Annotated in this window: 20 protein-coding genes; 14 read left to right on the top strand and 6 right to left on the bottom strand. The window is 74.5% G+C overall.

The window, feature by feature from the left end; all coding sequences use genetic code 11:
- Position 1 precedes the first annotated feature (1 nt).
- The gene (locus HHL19_RS30580; protein ID WP_169093617.1) at positions 2 to 631 is read right to left on the bottom strand and encodes a phosphotransferase; all 630 of its coding nucleotides are present in this window, start codon (positions 629 to 631) and stop codon (positions 2 to 4) included.
- 110 nt (positions 632 to 741) lie between these two features.
- Between HHL19_RS30580 and HHL19_RS30585 the strand changes: the two genes are divergently transcribed.
- From HHL19_RS30585 to HHL19_RS30610, 6 genes are all read left to right on the top strand, one after another.
- Positions 742 to 1,833 carry a GNAT family N-acetyltransferase gene (locus HHL19_RS30585; protein WP_169093618.1) on the top strand — a complete coding sequence of 364 codons (1,092 nt, stop codon included), beginning with the start codon at positions 742 to 744 and terminating at the stop codon, positions 1,831 to 1,833.
- Between the two features lie 149 nt (positions 1,834 to 1,982).
- The gene (locus HHL19_RS30590) at positions 1,983 to 3,242 is read left to right on the top strand and encodes a glycosyltransferase family 2 protein (protein ID WP_169093676.1); all 1,260 of its coding nucleotides are present in this window, start codon (positions 1,983 to 1,985) and stop codon (positions 3,240 to 3,242) included.
- Complete coding sequence (locus HHL19_RS30595; RefSeq protein WP_169093619.1) at positions 3,239 to 4,030, top strand: polysaccharide deacetylase family protein; 792 nt, start codon at positions 3,239 to 3,241, stop codon at positions 4,028 to 4,030. The genes HHL19_RS30590 and HHL19_RS30595 overlap by 4 nt, the downstream gene beginning before the upstream one ends.
- Positions 4,031 to 4,090: 60 nt before the next feature.
- Positions 4,091 to 6,031, top strand: coding sequence for a hypothetical protein (locus HHL19_RS30600; RefSeq protein WP_206325418.1), 1,941 nt, complete (start codon positions 4,091 to 4,093; stop codon positions 6,029 to 6,031).
- A 47-nt stretch (positions 6,032 to 6,078) separates the two neighbouring features.
- Complete coding sequence (locus HHL19_RS30605) at positions 6,079 to 6,456, top strand: hypothetical protein (protein ID WP_206325419.1); 378 nt, start codon at positions 6,079 to 6,081, stop codon at positions 6,454 to 6,456.
- Positions 6,453 to 7,544 carry a glycosyl hydrolase gene (locus HHL19_RS30610; protein ID WP_346768468.1) on the top strand — a complete coding sequence of 364 codons (1,092 nt, stop codon included), beginning with the start codon at positions 6,453 to 6,455 and terminating at the stop codon, positions 7,542 to 7,544. The genes HHL19_RS30605 and HHL19_RS30610 overlap by 4 nt, the downstream gene beginning before the upstream one ends.
- A 1-nt stretch (position 7,545) precedes the next feature.
- Here the strand turns inward: HHL19_RS30610 and HHL19_RS30615 are convergent, their stop codons facing one another.
- The 3 genes from HHL19_RS30615 to HHL19_RS30625 all read right to left on the bottom strand — a co-directional run bounded on the left by HHL19_RS30615 (position 7,546) and on the right by HHL19_RS30625 (position 11,928).
- The gene (locus tag HHL19_RS30615) at positions 7,546 to 9,657 is read right to left on the bottom strand and encodes a lipopolysaccharide biosynthesis protein (RefSeq protein ID WP_240981974.1); all 2,112 of its coding nucleotides are present in this window, start codon (positions 9,655 to 9,657) and stop codon (positions 7,546 to 7,548) included.
- Entirely contained in the window at positions 9,654 to 10,853 is a 1,200-nt protein-coding gene (locus HHL19_RS30620; RefSeq protein ID WP_169093620.1) for a DegT/DnrJ/EryC1/StrS family aminotransferase, read from the bottom strand. Before HHL19_RS30620 ends, HHL19_RS30615 begins: the two co-directional genes overlap by 4 nt.
- A 226-nt stretch (positions 10,854 to 11,079) precedes the next feature.
- Positions 11,080 to 11,928 carry an RNA polymerase sigma factor SigF gene (locus HHL19_RS30625; RefSeq protein WP_169093621.1) on the bottom strand — a complete coding sequence of 283 codons (849 nt, stop codon included), beginning with the start codon at positions 11,926 to 11,928 and terminating at the stop codon, positions 11,080 to 11,082.
- A gap of 208 nt (positions 11,929 to 12,136) precedes the next feature.
- Between HHL19_RS30625 and HHL19_RS30630 the strand changes: the two genes are divergently transcribed.
- The 6 genes from HHL19_RS30630 (at position 12,137) to HHL19_RS30655 (ending at position 17,518) form a co-directional block, all read left to right on the top strand.
- Positions 12,137 to 12,526 carry an STAS domain-containing protein gene (locus HHL19_RS30630; protein ID WP_169093622.1) on the top strand — a complete coding sequence of 130 codons (390 nt, stop codon included), beginning with the start codon at positions 12,137 to 12,139 and terminating at the stop codon, positions 12,524 to 12,526.
- Between the two features lie 74 nt (positions 12,527 to 12,600).
- Positions 12,601 to 13,029, top strand: a complete 429-nt coding sequence (locus HHL19_RS30635; RefSeq protein WP_169093623.1) for an ATP-binding protein — start codon at positions 12,601 to 12,603, stop codon at positions 13,027 to 13,029.
- A 155-nt stretch (positions 13,030 to 13,184) separates the two neighbouring features.
- A complete protein-coding gene (locus HHL19_RS30640) occupies positions 13,185 to 13,901 on the top strand; it encodes a peptidase (protein ID WP_169093624.1) in 717 nt (238 codons plus the stop codon).
- Positions 13,898 to 14,905: a hypothetical protein gene (locus HHL19_RS30645; RefSeq protein ID WP_240981975.1), complete on the top strand. Its 1,008-nt coding sequence runs from the start codon at positions 13,898 to 13,900 to the stop codon at positions 14,903 to 14,905. The genes HHL19_RS30640 and HHL19_RS30645 overlap by 4 nt, the downstream gene beginning before the upstream one ends.
- Positions 14,902 to 15,939 carry a hypothetical protein gene (locus tag HHL19_RS30650; RefSeq protein WP_169093625.1) on the top strand — a complete coding sequence of 346 codons (1,038 nt, stop codon included), beginning with the start codon at positions 14,902 to 14,904 and terminating at the stop codon, positions 15,937 to 15,939. The genes HHL19_RS30645 and HHL19_RS30650 overlap by 4 nt, the downstream gene beginning before the upstream one ends.
- A gap of 277 nt (positions 15,940 to 16,216) precedes the next feature.
- Positions 16,217 to 17,518 (top strand): hypothetical protein, encoded by a 1,302-nt coding sequence (locus tag HHL19_RS30655; RefSeq protein ID WP_169093678.1) that lies wholly within the window; start codon positions 16,217 to 16,219, stop codon positions 17,516 to 17,518.
- Positions 17,519 to 17,597: 79 nt separating this feature from the next.
- Here the strand turns inward: HHL19_RS30655 and HHL19_RS30660 are convergent, their stop codons facing one another.
- Positions 17,598 to 19,118, bottom strand: a complete 1,521-nt coding sequence (locus HHL19_RS30660) for an oligopeptide:H+ symporter (RefSeq protein WP_169093626.1) — start codon at positions 19,116 to 19,118, stop codon at positions 17,598 to 17,600.
- Positions 19,119 to 19,548: 430 nt separating this feature from the next.
- Here HHL19_RS30660 and HHL19_RS30665 point away from each other — a divergent pair, with 430 nt between their 5' ends.
- Together HHL19_RS30665 and HHL19_RS30670 are read left to right on the top strand one after the other, a co-directional pair.
- A complete protein-coding gene (locus tag HHL19_RS30665; protein WP_169093627.1) occupies positions 19,549 to 20,226 on the top strand; it encodes a response regulator transcription factor in 678 nt (225 codons plus the stop codon).
- A 152-nt stretch (positions 20,227 to 20,378) separates the two neighbouring features.
- A complete protein-coding gene (locus HHL19_RS30670; RefSeq protein ID WP_169093628.1) occupies positions 20,379 to 21,650 on the top strand; it encodes a HAMP domain-containing histidine kinase in 1,272 nt (423 codons plus the stop codon).
- A gap of 21 nt (positions 21,651 to 21,671) precedes the next feature.
- Here the strand turns inward: HHL19_RS30670 and HHL19_RS30675 are convergent, their stop codons facing one another.
- Positions 21,672 to 22,202 carry a GtrA family protein gene (locus HHL19_RS30675; RefSeq protein ID WP_169093629.1) on the bottom strand — a complete coding sequence of 177 codons (531 nt, stop codon included), beginning with the start codon at positions 22,200 to 22,202 and terminating at the stop codon, positions 21,672 to 21,674.
- Positions 22,203 to 22,354: the final 152 nt, after the last annotated feature.

Below are 22,354 nucleotides of genomic sequence, written 5' to 3' on the forward strand. Positions count from 1 at the left end.
GCTACTCCACCTGCCCCCGCACCAGCTCCACCGCCCGCCCGAGACCGGCCACCTCCGCCTCCGTCAGATGCGGGTCGGCGGCCCGGAGGACATGGGCCCGCGCGAGCGCCGGCGGGCCGGCGCAGGCCGCGAGGAGCGCGGCGAGGGCCGTCCGCGCGCCCCCGGCGTAGGGGGCGGGGGAGGTGGCGACCTCCGCGAGGAGCAGTGCCGTCATGGCGCGGTCCAGGCCCGGATCGGTGTCCTCCCGCGCCGTGCGCCAGTCGATGACCACCGGGCCCCGCTCGGCGAGGACCACGTTCTCCGGATGCAGGTCCAGGTGGACCGGCCGGCCCGGCACGGCGTGCAGGCGGGCCAGCAGCTCCGCGAGCAGCCGCCCGGCCTCCTCCGGCGTGCGCGTCCCCGACAGCACCGCCTCCTTCAGCGACGGGCCGCGCAGCCGCTCCATGACCAGGTCCGGTCCGGCCGCCCGGCGGACCGCCGGGACCGGGTAGCCGGCCTCGGCGAGCCGGACCATCAGCGCCGCCTCGCGTGCGGTGTCCCCGCCGTCGCGGTAGCGGCGCAGCACCCAGGCCCCGTCGTCGGTCGCGTACACGTCGGCCGTGCGGCCCCGCCCCAGCAGCAACCCGGTCACCCTCGTCCCCCTCCGTGATCGAAACGCCGAGTATGCCTGCCGCGGAACGGTTCGGACCGGTACCGTCCTGTCCTGGCAGTGCTCAGGGGGATGACCGGGGGGTCGGCTAGGTGAGTGCTTGGCGTGTGGGGATCGTGCGGCCGGGGGAGCTGGGCGGGCGGGAGATCGAGGCGTGGCGTGAGCTGAGGGCCAAGTCCGGGGCTCCCGCGAACCCGTTCATGGAACCGGAGTTCACCCTCGCCGTCGGAGCCGTACGGCCCCGGTCGCGGGTCGCCGTGTGGTGGGAGGACGGCGAGCCCGTCGGCTTCTTCCCGTACGAGAAGGGGCCGTTGGGGCGCGGACGGGCCATCGGCTTCGGGGTGTCCGACAGCCAGGGCGGCGTCTTCCGGCCCGGACTGCGGCCCGGCACCGAGGCGTTGCTGCGGGCCTGCGGGCTCGTCTTCTGGGAGTACGACAACCTGGAGACCGGGCAGCCCGTCTTCGAGGGCGCCGCCGACGAGTCCTTCGCCTCCCCCGTCATCGACGTCGGCGAGGGGTACCCGGCGTACGAGGCGCTGCTGCGCGTCCAGTCGCCGAAGTTCCTGAGGACCACCCTCGCCAAGGAGCGCCGGCTCGCCCGGCAGGCCGACGGCGAGCTCCGCTTCGTCTTCGACGAGCGCGACCCGGCCGCCCTGCGCACCCTCATGGAGTGGAAGTCCGCGCAGTACCGCCGCACCGGCCGCGGCGACCGCTTCGCCCAGGAGTGGATCAGCGCCCTCGTCCGCCGCCTCCACTCCCGGCGGACGCCCGGCTGCTCCGGCGTCCTGTCCGTCCTGTACGTGGGCGACCGCCCGGGCGCCGCGCACTTCGGGCTCCGCTCGGCGACCGTCCTGTCGTGCTGGTTCCCCGCGTACGACCCCGAGTTCGCCAAGTACTCCCCGGGCCTCGTCCTCCACCTGAGGATGGCCGAGGGCGCGGCCGCCGCCGGGATCGGGATGCTCGACCTCGGGCGGGGCGCCGCCGAGTACAAGGACTCCCTGAAGACCGGCGAGCTCACCGTGTACGAGGGCGCCGCGACGCGCCCCGACCCGCGCACCGCCCTCCACCGGCTCCGCCGCGAGCCCGTCCGCGCGGCCCACGCCTACGTCCGCTCCCGCCCCGAACTGGCCGCCCGCGCCCGCGAGGCCCTGAACGCCGTCGCCCGCCTGCGCGGCGACCGCTAGCGGGTGGTCGTGGGCAGGCGCTCCGCTCGGGGGTCCCCCCTGGACGAAGTCCTCGGGGGGAGGAACGCGTGGGCACGACCATCCGCGTCCCGCACCCGGCCTCGAACCCGTACGTCCCTGGGGGAACCCCGTTGAACCAGCAACCCGCGATATCGGTCGCCGAGTTGGACCTCGACGCGTCCGGTCGCGCCGCACGCCTCCGCCCCGCCCCCGGCGCGGCGGAGCTCACGCCCGGCGACGTCTACGCCCTCGTCCGCGTCGACGGCCACCCCGCCGCCACGGTCCTCGGCCGCTACGAGGCGGGCGAGGACCCGGCGGAGGTCCTCGCCGCGCTCGCGGCGCGGCGACCGGCCGACGCCGCCACCCCCCGCACCGACGCGGAGCGACTCGCGGCGGAAGGAGGCCCGGCGCCGGCCGCCGCCCCGCCCCCCGCCTCCGTCGTCGTCGCCACCCGCGAGCGCCCCGACTCCCTCGCCCGCGCCCTCGACTCCCTCCTGGCGCAGGACCACCCCGACCACGAACTGATCGTCGTCGACAACGCCCCCCGCACCTCCGCCACCCGCGACCTGGTCCGGGAGAAGTACCCCGACCGGGTCCGCTACGTCCGCGAGGACCGGCCCGGTCTGGCCGCCGCCCACAACGCGGGGGTCGCCGCGGCCGGCGGCGAGGTGCTCGCGTTCACCGACGACGACGTGATCGCCGACCCGCGCTGGCTGACCGCGCTCGCCGCGCCGTTCGCCGCCGACCCCGGGCTCGGCTGCGTCACCGGCCTGATCCTGCCCGCCCGGCTCACCACGACCGCGCAGATCCTCCTCGAATCGCACGGCGGCTTCGCCAAGGGCTTCGCGCCCCGCCTGTACGACCCGGCCCGGCCGCCCGCCGACGAACCGCTCTTCCCCTTCACCGCCGGCAGCTTCGGCTCCGGCGCCAACATGGCCTTCCGGGCCTCCGCGCTGCGCCGCGCGGGCGGCTTCGACCCGGCGACCGGCACCGGGACGGCCGCGCGCGGCGGCGACGACCTGTACGCCTTCGTCGCCGTCCTCGCCGCCGGGCACCGGCTGCGGTACGCGCCCGGCGCGCTCGTCTGGCACCACCACCGCGAGACCTGGCAGGACCTGGAGAACCAGGCGTACGGCTACGGCGCGGGCCTCACCGCGTACCTCACGGCCACGATGGTCCGCCGCCCCGCCCTGCTGCCCGCCCTCCTGGCCCGTCTCCCGCGCGGCCTCGCGCACGCCCGGACGATGACCGCCGAACGCGGCGGGGCCCAGGACGGGGGCGTACCCGGCGAGCACGGCACCCGGCACCACCCGTGGCCCGCGTCCCTCTCCCGCCTGGAGCGGCGCGGCATGCTGTACGGCCCGCTGGGCTACCTCAGGGCCCGACTCGCCCGGAAGGCCGGCCGATGACCCGCGTACCCGTCCTCCTCTACCACCCGGTGACGGACGATCCGCCGTCCTGGATCGCCGAGTTCACCGTGACGCCCCGGCAGTTCGCCGCCCACCTCGACGCGATCACCGGCAGCGGCCGGACCCCGCTCACCGTCGGCGCGCTCGTCGGGCACCTCGTCGCCGGCACCCCGCTGCCGCCCCGGCCCGTCGTCCTCACCTTCGACGACGGCTTCGCCGACCTCGCCGGGCCCACCGCCGAGGCGCTCGCCGCCCGCGCGCTGCCCGCCACCGCGTACCTCACCACCGGCGCGCTCGCCCCCGGCCGGCCGTGCCTCCTGCCGCCCGCGCCGATGATGACCCTGGCGCAGGCGCCGCGCCTGGAGGAGTACGGGATGGAGGTCGGCGGCCACACCGTCAGCCACCCCCAGCTCGACACCCTCCGGCCCGCCGCGCTCCGCCGCGAACTGCGCGACTCCAAGGCCGAGCTGGAGGACGTCCTCGGCCACGAGGTGCGCCACCTCGCCTACCCGCACGGCTACAACAGCCCCGCCGTCCGCCGCGCCGCCGAGGCCGCCGGCTACACCTCGGCCGTCGCCGTCCGGCACGCCCTCAGCTCCGCGTCCGACGAGCTCTTCCGGATCGCCCGGCTCATCGTCCGCCGCGACCACACCACCGCCGACGTGGAGGCCTGGATGGACGGCCGCGGCGCCCGCGTCGCCCCGTACCCCGACTCCCTCCCCACCGTCGGCTGGCGGCTCTACCGCCGGACCCGCGCCCTGGTGAAGGGACCCGAGTTCGCGGGCTGAGGGAACCCGGACCCGTCAGGACCGACCGAGATCGACGACCCCGTACAGGGAGAAGAGTTCGTGCAGAAGCAGGAGCAGGGACAAGCACAGGGACAGGCTCGGAGACAGGCGCAGGCGCAGGCGCCGGCGCAGCACGGCGCCGCACCCGCGCGGCCGGCCGGCGGCCCGTACGAGGCCGAGCCGCCCACCGCACCGGACGCCGCGCCCTCCGCCGCCGGGCGGTTCCGCTTGCCGGTCGTCCTCGCCCTCGCCCCGCTCCTCGTCGCCGCCGCGCTCTGGCTCTGGGCGCTGCCGCGCATCGACTTCCGGCACATCGACGAGTTCGGGCTCCTCGACCGCTTCCCGGTCACCTTCTACGCCGCCCTCGCCGTCCTCACCGTCGGATTCGTCCTCAGCCTCCGCCGGGCCGGCACCGCCCCCGCCTGGCCCGCCGTCTACAGCGTCGCCATGCTCGTCGCCCTGAAGGCGCCGCCCGCGGTCCTCTACGAGACCGTCCGCTACGCCTGGGCGTCCAAGCACGACGCGATCATCACCCGGCTGCTCGCCGAGGGCACCGTCCACCCGGGCACCGAACTCTCCGGCGGCATGTCCGCCTACGACCAGTGGCCCGGCTTCTTCGCGCTCGACGCGGCGCTCGTCCGCGCCTTCGGCGTCGACGGGGCCGCCTCCTTCATCAACTGGGCGCCGGTCGCGCTCGGGCTGCTCACCCTGCCGGTCCTCGTCCTCGTCTACCGGACCTTCAGCGACGACGGGCGGCTGGTGTGGACGGCGGTGTGGATCTTCCAGCTGGCCAACTGGGTCGGCCAGGACTACCTCTCCCCGCAGGGGTTCTCCTACCTGCTGTACCTCACCGTCCTCGCGGTCGTCTTCCGCCGCCTCGTGCGGCCCGGGTCCGCCGGCCCGCTGCGGGACCGCGCCGTCCTCGACCCGGCCGCCGCCGCCGTCCCGCCGGCCGCGTCCACCCGGCAGCGGGCCGTCGCGGTCCTCCTCCTCGTCCCCGTGATCGCCGCCGTCAACGCCGCCCACCAGCTCACCCCGCTCATGCTGTGCGTGACCCTCGCGGCGCTCTGCCTCACCCGCCGCTACCGCAACCTCGGGCTGCTCGCCACGGCCGCCGTCCTGATGCTCGCCTGGTACCTGACCATGGGCCGGGAGCTGTTCCTCGACACCCTCTCCACCCTCGGCGAGAAGCTGGGCGACCTGCTCGCCAACTCCCGGCCCGGCTTCGCCGGCGAACCCACCGGACCCGGCCCCGAGCTGGTCGGCAGCGCCAACGTCCTGATGGTCCTCGCCCTCGGCGGGCTCGCCGTCACCGCCGTCCTGCTCCGCCGCCGGCTCGCCCGCAGCGCCCTGCCGCTGATCCTCGCCGCCGCCGCGCCCGCCCCGCTGGTCCTGGTCAACGACTACGGCGGCGAGATGATCTTCCGCGTCTACCTCTTCGGCCTGCCCGGCGCGGCCTTCTTCGCCGCCGCCGCGCTGGTCCCCGCCGCCGGCGCGGCGAGCCGGGGCGCGACCGCCGCCCGCCGGGCCGCGATCGTCGCGCTGCCGCTCGCCCTCCTCGCCATGCTCGCCGGCTTCCTGCCCTCGTACTACGGCAAGGAGGGCATGCACTACGCCCAGCCCGGCGAGACCGCGCTGACCCGCCGGGCCCTCGACCGGGCCCCCGAGGGGGCGCTGATCCTCGCCGCCACCGGCGCCTTCTCCGACGCGTACTACCGCTACGACCGGTACGAGCGCTGGTTCTTCACCGAGCAGGAGGTCGACGAGAACCTCCGGATGCTCAAGGACCCCGCCGGCTACCTCGCCGGCGGCGTCCCGGCCGGCCGGCCCGCCTATGTGATCCTCACCCCCACCCAGGCCGAGGCCGTCATCGGCGAGGGCTACCTCCCGGCCGGCGGCTTCGACTCCCTCATCGCCGCCCTGAAGGCGTCCCCGCTCTTCACGGTGGTGGAGGAGAGCCGGTACGGGATCGTGCTCCGCTACGCGCCCCCCACCGGCTGACCCCCTTCCGCCCCCTCCACCGATCCGACCGAAGGAGCAGGTACGCCATGGCCCTCCCACGCCTCACCCCCGCCCGGAGCAGAGCCGCCCTCGCCGTCTCCGGCTGGGTGGCGCTCGCCGCCACCGCGCTGCCCGACGGCTCCCCGCTGCGCTGGATCCCGGTCCTCGCGTTCGTCGGCTTCGCGCCCGGCTTCGTGCTGCTGGCCCGCCGGCCGGCCGGGCCGCGCCCCGACGCCCGCCTGGAGGTCCTCGCCCTGGCGGCACCGGTCAGCCTCGCCCTCGCCACCCTCACCGCCACCGGTCTCTTCCTCGCGGACGCCTTCAGCGTCGCCGCCTTCCTGGGCGTCCTGGCCGCCTTCGTCACCGTCACCGCCCTGCTGCCGGGCTTCCGGTTCGGCGAACGGGGCGGCGGTGAGGACGGGTGAACGGGCGGCGGGACAGGGGAGGTTCCGCCGGCCGGCGCTCCGGGGGGAACGCCACCGGCCGGCTCGCGGTGGCGCTCGCCGCCGTCGGCGCGCTGACCGCCGGCGTCGGCGTGTGGGCGGCCCTCACGGAGGAGGACGACGGCCGCTGCCGGCCCGACGCCCGCCTGGTGGCGCCCTGCGGCGCCTGGTGGGGCGCGTACGTCCCGTACGACGAGGACGGCTCGCTGACCCGGCCGGTGTACGCCTTCGAGAAGAAGATCGGGCGCCGGCTCGACCTCGTGTACAACTACCACGACATGTCGGGCAGCGAGGCCGACGGCGTCCTGCTCACGCCCGACGAGGTCGAACTCGGCCGCGACCGGCTCCTGATGCTCGCCTGGGAGTCCACCGTGTGGACCGAGAAGCACCACGCGAACTGGACCGAGAAGCAGCTCGGCTGGAAGAACATCGCCTCGGGACGCTACGACGAGTCCGTCATCGACCCGCAGGCCCGCCGCATCAAGGAGTACGGCAGGACGGTCTTCTTCTCCTTCGACCAGGAGGCCGACTTCCGGATCCCGGAGGGCGCCGGCACCCCGGAGGAGTACGTGGCCGCCTACCGCCACCTCCACGACCGCTTCCGCGAACTCGGCGTCACCAACGTGGTGTGGGTGTGGACGGTCTCCGGCTGGTCCGGGAACGCCGCCACGATGAAGGCCCTCTACCCGGGCGACGCGTACGTCGACTGGATCGGCATGGACCAGTACAACTACTACCTCTGCCACAAGTCGCCCGACTGGCTCGACTTCGAGAAGAGCCAGCGCCCCTCCTACGACTGGCTCCGCGCGAACGTCTCCGCCGACAAGCCCGTCATGCTCGCCGAGTTCGCCACCGCCCCCGACCCGGAGCGGCCCGGGCGGCAGCGCGACTGGTACGCGAGGATCCCCGAGGTCGCGCCGACGCTGCCGGAGGCGAAGGCGTACGTGCACTGGAACCGGGCCGTGCCCGGACCCGGGTGCGATCTGACGGTGAACTCCGGGGCGGGGCTCGACGGTTACCGGGAGGCGGGGCTCGACCCGTACTTCCGGCAGCCGCTGCCCGAGGGCTGATTCAGGCCCGCAGGCCCCGGACGGCGTACGCGGCCATCGTGACGCCCGACAGGCCGAGGAGGAGGGGGAGCGGGGCGGCGGCGAAGGACTGCTGGCCCGCCCAGCCGGCCCAGACCAGGACCCACACCGCGCCGACCGCCGTCCGGCCGCCCGCCCCGCACACCCGCAGCAGCACCGCCACCAGGGCCAGGCACGCCGCCTGCGCCGCGATCGGGGCGAGCCACGCCGCCGGGCCCGTGCCGAGGAGCCCGGCGCCCGGGCCGACGGCGGGCGGCGGGAGCAGGCCCAGGAGCGGCGGCGCGGTGTGCAGGGCGAGGAAGGTGGCGCAGAGCACGGCCGCCGCGTAGCCGGCGCGGAAGGCGCGCGGGGCGACCGCCGCGCCCTGGAGGGCGACGAGGAGCAGCCCGGCGGCCAGGGTCGGCGCGGGCAGCGCCGTGAGCAGCTCCGTGCCGGCGAGCGGGGCCGTGCCGAGCGGGTCCGCGCCGGCGAGCGGCAGCCAGAAGACGGCGGCGGCCGCCGCGAGCAGGGACCACAGGACGGCCGCCGCGCGGTCCCGCACGGGCGGCGGGGCGGGGCGTACGGGCGCGGGCGCGGGCTCGGGGGCGCGCGGCCGGGGCACGTACACGGGGATGCCGAAGGCGGGCGTCACCGTGTCCTGCGCGGCCGTGGCGCGCAGATAGGCGCTCTGCCGCGCCCACTGGGTGCCGTAGCCGTCGTCCTCGTCGTCGTCCTCCGCTTCTGCGGCTGTGGGCGCCTGGGGCTCCGCGGCGGGCGGTTCCGGCGTGGCGGTCGGCCGCGCCTTGAGGACCTTCCGCAGGCCGGGGGCGCACAGCAGGGCCGTCACCGTCATCCCGCCGAGCACCGCCGCCCCCGCCCCGGCGATGCCGAGCGGGCCGAGGAGGACGGCCGCGGAGCCGAGGACCAGGACGCACATGGCGCCCTGGACGGCGGCGAGCATCCCGGTGCGGCCCTGGACGCGGAGCACCCCGATGTACAGCTCCACCGCGACCCGGGGCAGCGCGCCGGCGGCGAGCAGCCGCAGCACCAGGGAGCCGTTGTCGGTGTAGCCCTGGCCGAAGGGGGCGAGGATCAGCGGGGCGAAGAGGACCAGGACGAGGACGACGGGGACGAGCAGCAGCACCATCCGGCGCAGTGCGCCCCGGACGCCCTCGGCGAGCGACTCTGGGCTGTGGGAGGCGTGCGCGGTGAGTGAGGAGGCCATGTTGATGGCCATGAACTCCATGGTGCCGCCGACGGTGTACGCCGTGTAGAAGAAGGCGTTGTGCGCGGCGTCGAAGCGGACGGCGACCATGACCGGCAGCAGGCTGATCATGAGGAGGCTGAAGACGGCCCCGAAGGCGTCGCCGGCGACGAAGCGCCCGATCTCGCGGTACGTGGGCGGCTCGCGGTCCCGGTCGGCGCGGGCCTGCGCCGGGATGAGCCGGCGGAAGACCAGCCAGGCCAGCGGGACCGTGGAGAGCGCGATCGCCGCCGCCCACGAGACGAAGACGCCGAGGACGGGCAGGGCGGCGGCGAGGACGACGAGCAGCACGAGCTTGCCGACCGAGAAGACCGCGTTGCCGACCGGCACCCAGAAGGCCTTCCGCAGGCCGGTGAGGACGCCGTCCTGGAGGGTGAGCAGGGCCCAGCCGACGGAGGACAGGGTGAAGAAGATCCCGGCGGAGAGGGTGCCGAGGGGGGCGTACGAGGGTCCCCACAGGTCCAGGGTGAGCAGGAAGATCCCGGAGGCGGCGGCCACCACCACCGTGCTGAGCAGGTAGAGGCGGGCGACGAGCGGCCCGGTGGCGCGGCCGGCCCGGGGCACGTAGCGGACGACGGCGCCGGCGAGGGTGGTCGCGGTGATGGAGGCGAGCATCCGCTGGGCGGCGATGGCGGCGGAGCCCTGGCCGACGGCCTCCTCCGTGTAGTAGCGGGCGGCGACCAGCCAGAAGCCGAGGCCGAGGGCGGCGGAGACGCCGGTGGAGAGCATCAGGGCGTAGGCGTTGCGGAAGAGGGAGTCCCCGCCGTCGGCGGCCGGGGGCTCCGTGCCCTTCGCCTCCCGGGCCCCGGGGGCGTCCGGGTCGGCGGCCCTGGCCCGTACGGTCTCGGTCACCGGGCGCCCCCGGCGGTGGGCGCGGGCATCACGGGCCGGGCGCCGGAGGCGCGCAGGACGGCGAGGACCTCGTCGGCGCGGCGCGGGTCCACGGGCAGGGCGTGCCGGGCGAACCAGGCGGCGGGCGCGGGGGCGGGGGACGGGTCGGTGAACCGCTCCCCCGCGTAGGCGTCGAGCGGCGGGTCGTAGAGGTAGCCGACGGTGACGCGGCGGCGGGCGAGCGCGGCGACGGCGGCGTCCCGGTCCTCGACGAGGAGCGGCACCCGGAAGAGCGCGGGCACCTCGCCGTCCGCCGGGAGGCCCTGCGCGGAGTACTCGCTGGCGAGGAGGCGGGCGGTGCCGGCGCGGTGGGCGTCGAGGACGGTGTCGAGGGCGGCGAGCCTGCGGCGGGTGCGGGCGAGGCGGCCGGCGCCGGGGCGGAGCCGGTAGTCGTGCATGTCGACCCGCACCCAGGAGTGAAAGGGGTCGAGGGAGGGGGCGGCGCCGAGCGCGCGGGCGAGCTCCTCGGGGCGCAACGGCATCCGGATGCCGGGCCGTTCGTGGACGCCGAGGGCGCGCAGGGCGGCGTGCGCGGTCCGGGTGAGGCGCAGGCCGCGGGCGGTGGCCTCGGCGTACGGGCGGGCCAGGTAGGCGACTTCCTTGGCAAGCCGGGCCGGGCGGAGCAGCGCGTCCCGCTCGGCGGCGAGCCCGTCGCGCAGCCGGGGGTCGGCGACGGCGAGGAAGCCGCCCGTCTTGGCGCCGGTGTGCTTGGAGAGGCTGAAGACGGCGGCGTCGCCCCAGGCGCCGACGGGCCGGCCGCCGACGGTGGAGCCGATGGCGTGGGCGGCGTCCTCCAGGAGCGGGATGCCGAGCCGGTCGCAGCGGGCGCGCAGCTCGGGCGCCGGGTCGGGGTTGCCGTACAGGTTGGTGGTGAGGACGGCGGAGAGCCCGGACCAGACGGAGTCGGGGACGGCCGCCGGGTCGAGGGAGCCGTCGCGCGGGTCGAGCGGTGCCTGGACGGGCCGCAGGCCGGCGGCGAGCACCACGAAGAAGATGACGTCGTCGTTGACCGGCGACATGAGCACCCGGCCGCCGGGCGCGCACCAGCGGCGCAGCGCCAGGTAGAGCCCGAGGCGGCACGACGGCACGTAGAGGCACTCCCGGCCCCCGAGCCGCGCGCGCATGCCTTCTTCCAGGTCCGCGTACGCAGAAACCATGACAGATTCCCCCCAGATCCCCGGGCTCAATGTCGCCCATTCCGGACGGTCCCGTCAACAACGGCCCGCCCGGCGGCCGTTGTGGCCACCCCTGGACGCGCGACCGTGGACACGCGCCCGGACGCGCGGAAGGGCCCGTCCGGGTCGAAGACCGTGAACGGGCCCTTTCCGTCGCCATCTTGGCGGTTCGCGGGGGCCGGTGGGGGCGATTCCTCCGGAGCGGTGGTCATTCCTCCAGGGTGAGTCCGCGGCGCAGCCGGGCCAGGGTGCGGGAGAGCAGCCGGGAGACGTGCATCTGGGAGATGCCGAGCTCGGCGCCGATCTCCGACTGGGTGAGGCCGGTGACGAAGCGGAGGGAGAGGATGAGCCGTTCGCGTTCGGGGAGCGAGGCGATCATCGGCTTGAGGGAGGCGACGTACTCGATGCCGGTCAGGCCGTCGTCCTCGTAGCCGAGCCGGTCGGCGAGGGTGGTCTCGTTCTGCCCGTGGTCGTCGTCCTCGGTCTGGGCGTCGAGCGAGGTGGCCGTGTAGGCGTTGCTGGCGGCCATGCCCTCGACGACCTCGTCCTCGGTCAGCCGGAGCTCGGCGGCGAGTTCGGCCACGGTGGGCGCCCGGTCGAGGCGCTGGGAGAGGGCGTCGCCGGCCCGGGCCAGGTCGAGGCGGAGTTCCTGGAGCCGCCGGGGGACGTGCACGGACCAGGAGGTGTCGCGGAAGAACCGCTTGATCTCGCCGATGATCGTCGGCATCGCGAAGGTGGGGAACTCGACGCCGCGGGCGAGCTCGAAGCGGTCGATGGCCTTGATGAGGCCGATGGTGCCGACCTGGACGATGTCCTCCATGGGCTCGCTGCGCGTCCCGAAGCGGGCGGCGGCGAAGCGGACCAGGGCCAGGTTGAGTTCGACGAGGGTGTTGCGGACGTACGCGTACTCGTGGGTGCCCTCCTCCAGCTCGGCGAGCCGGGCGAAGAGGTCCTTCGAGAGCGCGCGGGCATCGGCGGGGGCGACGTCCGCGGGGCGGGGAAGATCTGCTGCCGACGGCGCGGCGGGGATGCGCGGGACGTCGAGCCGGGGTGACATGGGTCTCCTCCAGAGTGGGTGTCCGGGTGCGGTGTGCGGCGCCTCCAAAGCCGGCTGGATCGGATGTTCCTTACTAGCCCTACCTGCTCGGCGGCGATCGTTGCAAGTGGCAATAATCCGTTTTGGGTGGTTTCGTGGTGGGCTCGTGTGCGCCGGAAGGCGTCCCGCGAGTAGGGTTCGGGGCAGTCGATCGAGGAGGCGCCACGCCATGGACCGCCAGCACATCGGCAGCGCGCACCCCGCGCGGCTGCGGGTCGAGGCCAGGGCCGTGGACGGTGGCGCGGACGGGGGGACGGAACTTCTCGTCCCGGTGGGTGAGCTCGATCACCACACCGCGGAGCTGCTGCGTGCCCCGCTCGACGCGGCCCTCGACGCCGGCCGCGTGCGGCTCGTCGTCGACTGCGCCGGACTCGGCTTCTGCGACTCGACCGGTCTCAACGTGCTCCTCGGGGCCCGGCTGCGCGCCGAGGCGGCCGGTGGCGCGGTCCATCTGGTGGCCATGCGGCCCGCCGTGGCCCGGGTCTTCCGGATCACCGGCGCCGAGGCCGTCTTCACCGTGCACGAGACCCTCGCCACCGTCCTGCCCGGCTCCGGCTGACGCCCTGCCGCACCCCGCGCCACCCTTCTCGTCCCTGCCCCTGCTCTCTCGTCGACCGGTGAGGTGAAGTGCTGATGGACCAGGCTTCCGACGTCCGTGACGTCCGTACGCTCGCGCTCGGCGAAACCAGCGGCACCGTTCCGCTCGCCCGCGACTTCACCCGGACGGCGCTGACCGAGTGGGGCTGGCTGCCGGCCGCCGGTGCCGACCGCCGGGCCGCCGCCGAGGACGTCCTGCTCGTCGTCTCCGAACTCGTCACCAACGCCTGCCTGCACGCCGAGGGTCCCGAACGGCTCCGCGTCGTCCGCCTCGCCGCGACCGTCCGCCTCGAAGTCACCGACCGCGGCGCCGGCCAGCCCGCGCCCCGCACCCCGCACCGGGCCGGACGCCCCGGCGGACACGGCATGTTCATCGTGCAGCGGCTCTGCCTCGACTGGGGCATCCAGCGCGTGCCGGGCGCCCCCGGCAAGACCGTCTGGGCCGAACTGGCCTCCCCCGCCTGACGGTTCCCCGCCCTACCTCGCCCCACCTCGCCCCACCCCTCCGTGCCGACCGCCGCAGGACTTTCACCGTCGCCCTTCTTCCCTCCGTAGGGCCCCGGGCGTACCTTGACGCCCGATCTGATGACGCGTCAGGAACATGCGGTGAGGGGTCACGGGTGTCCAAGGAACCGAACCGGAGGAGGACGGCCGCCGCGCTCACGGCCGCCGTCGCGGTCTGGGCCCCGGCCGGCCTCGCCGCCGCGCCCGCCGCCCACGCCGACGTCGTCGACGTGAAGTACGCCTGCGAGACCGAGATCGGCGACCGCTCCGCCGTCTCGCCCGTGGACATCACGGCCGAGCGGAAGGGCGACGCGTACACGATCACCATGACCTTCGACAAAGGCGTCTCCGACAGCCCCGTCGAACTCCCCAAGGGCGTCATGACCCCGCGCGCCGAGCTCGTCCTCGGCGGCGACGACCGGGGCACCCTCCAGGTGAAGGGAACGCCCAACCCCGCCGCCGTCCCCGCCTTCACCCCCGTCAGGATCGGCACCCTCACCGGCACCTACACGCCGAAGGCGAACGGCACCGTCACCTTCACCGCCGGCCTCCTCACCGTCCACGCCCTCGGCATGGACGCCGCCGTCTGCCGGCCCGCGAACACGCCGGGCCCGTCCCTCACCCTCACGGTGACGGGCCTGCGGGAGACCGAGGACGAGGAGACCGGCGAGGAGGAGGGCGCGGCGGAGGAGGGCCTGCCCGGCGGCGAACTCCCCAAGACCGGCGGCCTCTCCACCACCGCCGCCCTCGCCACCCTCGGCGGCACCGTCCTCCTCGGCGGCACCGGCGCCCTCCTCTGGCTCACCCGCCGCCCCCGCCCGGCCCGCCCATGACCAGGACCCGGTACGCGCTCCTCGCCGCCGGCGCCGTCCTCGGCACGCTCGCCGCCGCGCCGCAGGAGACCGCCGCGCCGCACGGAGCCGCTGCGTCGCACGGAGCCGCCGCGCCGCAGGAGACCGCCGCGTCGCAGGAGATCGCCGCGCCGCACGGAGCCGCCGCGCCGCACGGAGCCGCTGCGTCGCACGGAGCCGCTGCGTCGCACGGAGCCGCTGCGTCGCACGGAGCCGCCGCGCCCCCCGCCTCCGCCGAGTGGACCGCCGCGCCCGCCGCCGGGCGGCCGTACGCCTACCTCGAAGGCCCCGCCGGGAGCGTCCTGGAGGACACCCTCTCCGTCACCAACCCAGGGCCACGCCCGCTCACCGTCACCCTCACCGGCGAACTCGCCGGCCGACTCGCCGGCGAAGGCCCCGCCGTCGCCTTCGCCGCCCGCACCGTCACCGTGCCCGCCCGCACCCGCGCCGACGTGCCCTTCGCCGTCACCGTCGCCGCCGCCACCGCGCCCGGCGAACACCGCGGCACGGTACGGGCCGGGGCCGGCGGCCGGAGCGTCGGCGTCGACCTGCGGCTGAAGGTCAGCGGCCCCGAACTCGCCGCCCTCACCGTCGAGGACGCCCGCGTCGACCGCGCCACCGGCACCCTCCACTACACCCTCGTCAACCGCGGCAGCACCGTCCTCGACCGGCCCCGCCTCGCCGTCCGCGCCGACGGCCTCCTCGGCACCGTCCTCGACCTCCCCGACCGCGCCCTGCCGCTCACCCTCCGCCCCGGCGAGCGCGCCGCCCGCACCGAACCCTGGCCCGACCCGCCTGCCCTCGACGCCGTCACCGTCCGGCTCACCGCCACCGCCCCCGGAGCCGGCCCCGCCACCGCCTCCACCGCCGCCGTCTTCGCCTCCGCGCCCGCCCTCGCCGGCACCTCCGCGCTGCTGCTCGCCGCGGCGGGCGGAGCCGCGTACGCGCTCCGGCGCCGGGCCCGTACGAAGGGAGCCCCCGCATGAGACCGGCCGCCGCCCGCCCCCGTACGGCCCTCGCCGCGCTGCTCACGGCGCTCGCCCTCGCCCTGCTCCCCGCCGCCCCCGCGCGATCCGCGCCCGCCGTGTCCGCCGTGTCCGCCGTGGGCGACCCCACCGTCGCCGTCTCGCAGGCCCAGGCCCCGAAGGGCGGCGAACTCACCGTCAGCGGCGGCGGCTGGAAGGCCGGCGCGCTCCTCATGGTCCTGCTCTGCGGTCAGGGCACCCCGGAGAAGGGCGTCGTCGGCGGCACCAACAGCTGCGCCAACACCGACGGCCGCGCCGCCACCGTCGACCCGCGCGGCGCCTTCAGCGTCAAGCTGCCGGTGGTCGCCCCGCCCAAGCCCTGCCCCTGCGTCGTCCACGTCTCCGGCGTCACCGGCACCCAGGCCGTCGTCGACGCCGGCTTCACCGTCGCGGGCCACCCCACCGCCCCGCTCCCCGACGCCGCCGGCGACGGACGGCTCGCCGTCCTCACCGCCGCCCGCCTGGAGGGTTCCGGCGGAGTGCTCACCTGGTTCGGCGCGCCGCCGTCCCGCACCCTCGTCCTCACCGTCGGGAACCTCGGCAGCGCGCCCGTCCGCGACCCGGTCTTCCTCGTCGGCACCGCCCGCGGCGTCCTCGCCCCGGGCGACGAGGAGCAGCAGTGGCGCGGCACCATCAAGCCGGGGCAGAAGGCCAGGATCGAGCTGGACGTCGAGCTCTCCGCCGGTGCCCACGGCGACTACCGGGTCTCCGTCTCGTACGGCGGGAAGCTCCTCGCCGAGCAGCCGTGGACGGTGGGCCGCCCCTGGGGCGTGGTCCTCTTCTGGGCCCTGCTCGCCCTGGTGGTGCCCGCCGCCCTCTTCCGGACCGGCATGGCCCTCGTCGACCGGGCCGGCGGCCGCGGCCGCCACCCCGTCCCCGTCCCCGTCCCCGCACCGGCGGACGCGGACGGCCCCGGGACGACCGCGGCCCTCCCGTGGTTCCTCCCCGACTCCGCACCGACCGAGAACAGTCCGACGACGAAGGGACATTCCTGAACCCTCCCCCTCCGGCGGACGCGGGGCATTCCCGGCTCACGTCGGCTGCGGGTCGGCGACCAACCGCTCTTACACGATCAACACCGGCCGGGACGGAACCTGCCCGGGTTGGTACCGCAGGCAAAGGAGTTGCCGTGCTGGCTTGGCTCTCGCTCAGCACCTCGTGCGCGCTCGGTTCTCGCAGCGCACGGATTTCAACCCGCCCGTTCGGCCGGGGGATTCTCGGAGGTATCCGGTGAGAACGCAACGGAGGACGATCGCGGCCGGGGTCGCGCTGATGGTCGGCGGCGCGGGGATCCTGCTCTCCGCCGGTCCCGCGCAGGCCGCCCAGATCTCGTTCGGGACGGAGTGCATACCCCCGTCGATCTCCGGCCTCCCGCCGGTCCAGGGCACCACCACGGTGCTCGTCACCGCACCCGCCACCGCCAAGGTCGGCGACACCGTCGAGGTTGTCTGGAAGACCGTGAAGCCGGCCTCCAAGAACCCCGACATGCTCGACCTGGAGGCGAACACCGTCAAGCCGACCGGCACCATGAAGGTCGCCGGGGCGCAGAGCGGCACCGTCGCCATGGAGGGCCCCCGGCAGAACCCGCCGATCCCCAAGAACAGCGACATGGTGCTGCCCGAGATGAAGGGCACCCTGAAGCTGACCAAGGCGGGCGACGTCACGCTGACCCCGGACGCGTACACGATCAACGTGTCGAAGCCGATGTCCACGAACACCAGATGCACGCCGAAGGAGCAGGTCCCGGTCGGCGCCACGATCAAGGTGACGGACGGCGGGGGCTCCGACGGCGGAGGCTCGGGCGACAGCGGCGGCTCCGGTGGCAGCGGCGGCTCCGGTGGGTCAGGCGGCTCTGGCGGATCCGGTGGCGGGCAGACCGACTTCCCGGGCAAGGAGGTCGCGGTGGCCTTCGCCTGTACGTCCCCCGGCCCCGCCGCCATCAACTCCAAGGTCACCATCAACGCCAGGAAGAACGGCGGCGCGTACGACCTCACGGTCAAGACGGCCAAGGGCGTCATGAACAGCCCCGCGCCGCTGCCCGCGAACGCCCTCACGCCCAGCATGGACATCAAGATCGGCGGGGACGACAGCGGCACCGTCAAGGTCACCGGCGCGCCCAACCCCACCGCGCTCAAGATGAACGACCCGGTGAGCCTCACCGACATGAAGGGCACCTACCGCCCCGGCGCCACCGGCAAGGCGACGCTCTCCCCGGGCGCGCTCACCATCAGCGTCGTCCTCGCCCCCGGCGCCGACCCCATCAAGATCCCCTGCACGGTGAAGGGCACGGCCACGGCCTCCCTCACCCTGGACACCGCCAAGCAGTCCGGCGGAGCCTCCGGCACCGGCGACAACGGCGGCGGCAACGGCAACGGCGGCAGCCCCTCCGGAAACGGCGGAAACGGCAGCGACGGCGGCTCCGGCTCCGGCTCCGGCGACGGCCTCGCCCAGACCGGCGCCGAGTCCGACGGCGCCCTGCGCGCCCTCGGCCTGGTCGCCGGCACGGCGATCCTCCTCGGCGGCGCGGTCTTCACCTTCACCCCGTGGCGCCGCCTGGCCCGCAGGCAGCGCTGACGCGCGGCACGGCGGGAACGGGACGGCCCCGGCACACCAGAGGGTGTGCCGGGGCCGTCCCGTCGTAGGGAAGCGCGTGTCAGTGCACGTCGCCCATGAGGCCCTGGACCTTCTTGCGGTACATGTAGATCGCGAAGCCCGCGGCGACAGCGAGGGACGCCTGAACGGCGATGATGCCCGTGCCGTTGAGATCGACGCCCGCGATGGAGAGCAGACCGGTGGTGCAGTCACCGGCGGTGACGGCGAGGAACCAGACGCCCATCATCTGGGAGGCGTACTTCTGCGGCGCCATCTTGGTGGTCACCGAGAGGCCGACGGGGGAGAGGCACAGCTCACCGATGGTCTGGATCATGTAGATCGAGACGAGCCACATCGGGGAGACCTTGTCGCCGCCGCCCGCCATGTTCATCGGGACGATGAAGACGAAGAAGGAGGCGCCGACCAGGACCAGGCCCATCGCGAACTTCACGATGGTGTTCGGCTCCTGGTTCTTGCGGGCCAGCCACAGCCACAGCCAGGCGAAGACCGGGGCCAGCGCCATGACGAAGAGCGGGTTGAGGGACTGGTACCAGGTGGCGGAGAAGCCGAGGCCGAAGACGGTGTCCGCGGTCTTGTCGTCGGCGAAGAGCGACAGGGTCGAGCCACCCTGGTCGTAGATCATCCAGAAGATGGCGGCGGCGATGAAGAACCAGATGTAGCCGGTCATCTTCGACTGCTCGGACCGTGTCAGGTCCTTGTCCCGCTTGATGCGGGAGAGCACCGCGATCGGGATGATCAGGCCTGCGAGGGTCAGCGGGACCAGCGCCCAGTTGAGCGTGTACATCCCGAGGGCGACGACGACGCCGTAGAACATGGCGGCGACGACGGTCACCAGCGCGACCTTGGTCAGGATCGTCTTGCGCTCGATCGGCGAGAGCGGGTTCGGGACCTCGCTGCTCTTCGGGTTGAGGCTCTTGGCGAAGCCGAGGAAGACGGCGAGGCCGAGGCCCATGCCGACCGCGGCGAGCGCGAAGCCGACGTGCCAGTTGACTTCCTTGCCGATCGTGCCGATCAGCAGCGGGGAGACGAAGGCGCCGACGTTGATGCCGATGTAGAAGAGGGTGAAGCCGCCGTCACGGCGCGGGTCCTCGGGGCCGTCGTAGAGGTGGCCCACCATCGTCGAGATGTTGGCCTTCAGCAGGCCCGAACCCACGGCCACCAGCGCCAGGCCGACGAAGAACATCGCCGAACCGGGCAGGGCCAGACAGACGTGGCCCGCCATGATCACGAAACCGGCGATGGTGACGGTCTTGCGGGCGCCCCAGACGCGGTCGCCGAACCAACCGCCGGGCATGGCCATGAGGTAGACCATCGACACGTAGACCGAGTAGATGGCCGTGGCCGTGGCCGCCTTCATGGCGAGGCCGCCGCCCTGGCTGCCCACGGCGGCGTCGGTGCCGCCGGAGACCAGGTAGTACACCAGCAGGGCCCGCATGCCGTAGTAGGAGAACCGCTCCCACATCTCGGTGAAGAAGAGCGTGGTCAGGCCGCGGGGGTGGCCGAGGAACGTCTTCTGGTGCCGGGGGACACCGGTCGAAGCCGCCGTCAGGCTGGAAGCCATGGTCGATCCTTGCTAGCTCGGGACGCGACGCCTCGTGAGCGTGATGCGCCCGGTGGGGGGTGGCCGGCACCGGGCGGGGTGTTCGCACCCCGTCCGGGATCCACGCCCCGCCGCGTGTCTTCCACGCCGCGGGACCCGGCCCACAGGTCTTTCACCGTCCGAGGGTGGCAGCGCCAACCTCCCGCAGAAAAGAGGACCTTGGCTGACGAAGCAGGCCGAAGGTCCCCGATTACCGCAACAGACGTCTCGCCACCATACGACACGACAGTGCCGGATATGGAAGGACTTGAGAGATGGATCACAGGTGACCAAGGAACCAACGGGTGGCATTCCAAGGTGATCTACAGGTTACGCACCCCGCTTCGGAGGTGCGGGCCGCCGCCCCGTGATCCCGCCCCGGCCCGGCACCCGTGCGGACTACCATCACCCCATGACCCGTGTACTGCTCGCCGAGGACGACGCATCCATCTCGGAACCGCTGGCCCGCGCCCTGCGGAGAGAGGGGTACGAGGTCGAGGTCCGCGAGGACGGGCCGTCCGCGCTCGACACCGGACTCCAGGGCGGCGTCGACCTGGTCGTGCTCGACCTGGGCCTGCCCGGCATGGACGGCCTGGAGGTCGCCCGCCGACTGCGCGCCGACGGGCACGCGGTCCCGATCCTGGTCCTCACCGCCCGCGCGGACGAGGTCGACACCGTCGTCGGGCTCGACGCGGGCGCCGACGACTACGTCACCAAGCCCTTCCGCCTCGCCGAACTCCTCGCCCGCGTCCGGGCCCTGCTGCGGCGCGGCGCCACCGAGCCGGCCCCCGCGCCCGCCACCCACGGCGTCCGCATCGACGTCGAGTCGCACCGGGCGTGGATGGGCGACGAGGAGCTCCAGCTCACGGCGAAGGAGTTCGACCTCCTGCGCGTCCTGGTCCGCGACGCGGGCCGCGTCGTCACCCGCGACCAGCTGATGCGCGAGGTGTGGGACACCACCTGGTGGTCCTCCACCAAGACCCTCGACATGCACATCTCCTGGCTCCGCAAGAAGCTCGGCGACGACGCGGCCAACCCCCGCTACATCGCCACGGTGAGAGGCGTCGGCTTCCGCTTCGAGAAGAGCTAGCGCCCGGCGGGCACACGGGACGGCGCCCTCTTCCCGCGCCCAGGCTCCCGCGCCCAGGCTTCCGCGCCCGAACCCGCACCCCGAGCACCCGCACCGACAAGGCCCCGCACCGGACGGCCCGCCGTAGATCCCGCAACCCGCCCGGAGGGCACGTGCGCCGCCGCCTCATCACCAGCACCCTCGCCGTCGTCCTCGTCGTGATCGCCGTCTTCGGCGTCTCCCTCGTCCTCATCGAGACGAGGACCATCACGAGCAGCGCCCAGGAGAGCGTCGACGCCGAAGCCCTCCGCATCGTCTCGATCGTCGACAGCCGTCTCATCGGCGGCGAGCCGGTCAGCCCCGCCATCCTCGCGGAGCAGGGCGGGGCGAAGCGGTACGCGCTGGTCACCATCCCGGGCCGGCCGCCCATCGAGATCGGCACCCGCCCCACCGGCAGCGTCATCCGGGGCTACGCGGAGGGCGAGCGCGGTGAGACCGTGGTCGTGGAGGAGTCCCGCTCGGCCGTCACCTCCGAGGTCGGCAGCACCGCCCTGATCATCGTGGCGGTCGCCGGCCTCGCCGTCGTCGCCGCCGTCCTCCTCGCCGTACGCCAGGCGAACAAGCTCGCCTCCCCGCTCACCGACCTCGCCGAGACCGCCGAGCGGCTCGGCTCGGGCGACCCCAGGCCCCGGCACAAGCGGTACGGGGTCCCCGAGCTCGACCGGGTCGCGGACGTCCTGGACGCCTCCGCCGAGCGGATCGCCCGGATGCTGACCGCCGAGCGGCGGCTCGCCGCCGACGCCTCCCACCAGCTCCGCACCCCCCTCACCGCGCTGTCCATGCGCCTGGAGGAGGTGGCCCTCGCCGACGACCTGGACACGGTCAAGGAGGAGGCGACGATCGCGCTGACGCAGGTCGAGCGGCTCACCGACGTCGTCCAGCGGCTGCTGACGAACTCCCGGGACCCGCGCTCCGGCTCCGCCGTCGCCTTCGACCTCGACGAGGTCGTCAAGCAGCAGATCGAGGAGTGGCGCCCCGCCTACCGCAGCGCGGGACGCGCCATCGTCCGCTCCGGCAAGCAGGGCATGCGCGCGATCGGCACCCCGGGCGCGGTCGCCCAGGTCCTCGCCGCGCTCATCGAGAACTCGCTCATGCACGGCGGCGGCACCGTCGCCCTGCGCACCCGCGTCACCGGCAACCAGTCGGTGATCGAGGTCACCGACGAGGGCCCCGGCGTCCCCGCCGACCTCGGCGCGCGGATCTTCGAGCGGGCGGTCAGCGGCCGCAGCTCCACCGGCATCGGCCTGGCGGTCGCCCGGGACCTGGCGGAGGCCGACGGCGGGCGCCTGGAGCTGCTTCAGCAGCACCCGCCGGTCTTCGCGCTCTTCCTGGGCAAGGAGGCGCGCAGCGTCACCGAGAAGCCGGGGGAGCGCCCCGTACGGTGAACGCCGGGGGCGCCGGGCGGGTCAGACGTGGTCGGGCTGCCGCCGCCGGGTCTGCCGGGGCGCCGCGACCGGCTCCGGCTGCTCCAGGAAGGACTCGGCCGTCTGCACGGCCTCCTTCGCCGGCAGCGCCCGGAACACCCAGGTGCGGTAGGACCAGAAGCGGAACAGGGTCCCGAGGCCGATCCCGAAGAACTTGAAGAAGTTGCTCGCCAGCGAGCCGTTCCACCCGAGGCCGTACGTCGCCGCGTACAGCACGCCGTTCTCGATCACGAGGCCGACGAGGCTGAACAGCAGGAAGAGGGACATCTCCTTGGTGCGGCCCGACTTGTCGCGGTCGCGGTACGTGAAGTAGCGGAACCCCACGTAGTTGAAGGCGATGGCCACGACCGTGGCGATCAGGCTGGCCCGCACCACCGGAAGCTCCGTGGTGTGCCGGACCAGGTTGAAGACGGCCAGGTTGACCAGGACACCGAGGCCGCCGACCACGCCGAACTTGGCGACCTCTCGGCCGAGCAGGGCGAGTCGCATGCGCAGCGCGCCGGGTTCGCTCATGGTGGGGTCGGTCCGTCCGTCGGGTGACGCCCGGGTGACGTCAACCCACTCATGCTAACCAGCCACCCCTGTCACCCGCCCGGGTAGCCGCGAAAGCTGTGGAAAACCGGGTCGAACCCCCGTCACGCCTTGTGCCAATCCACAGCCGGACG

The sequence above is a fragment of the Streptomyces sp. R302 genome (assembly GCF_012927245.1).
Classification (GTDB): Bacteria; Actinomycetota; Actinomycetes; order Streptomycetales; family Streptomycetaceae; genus Streptomyces.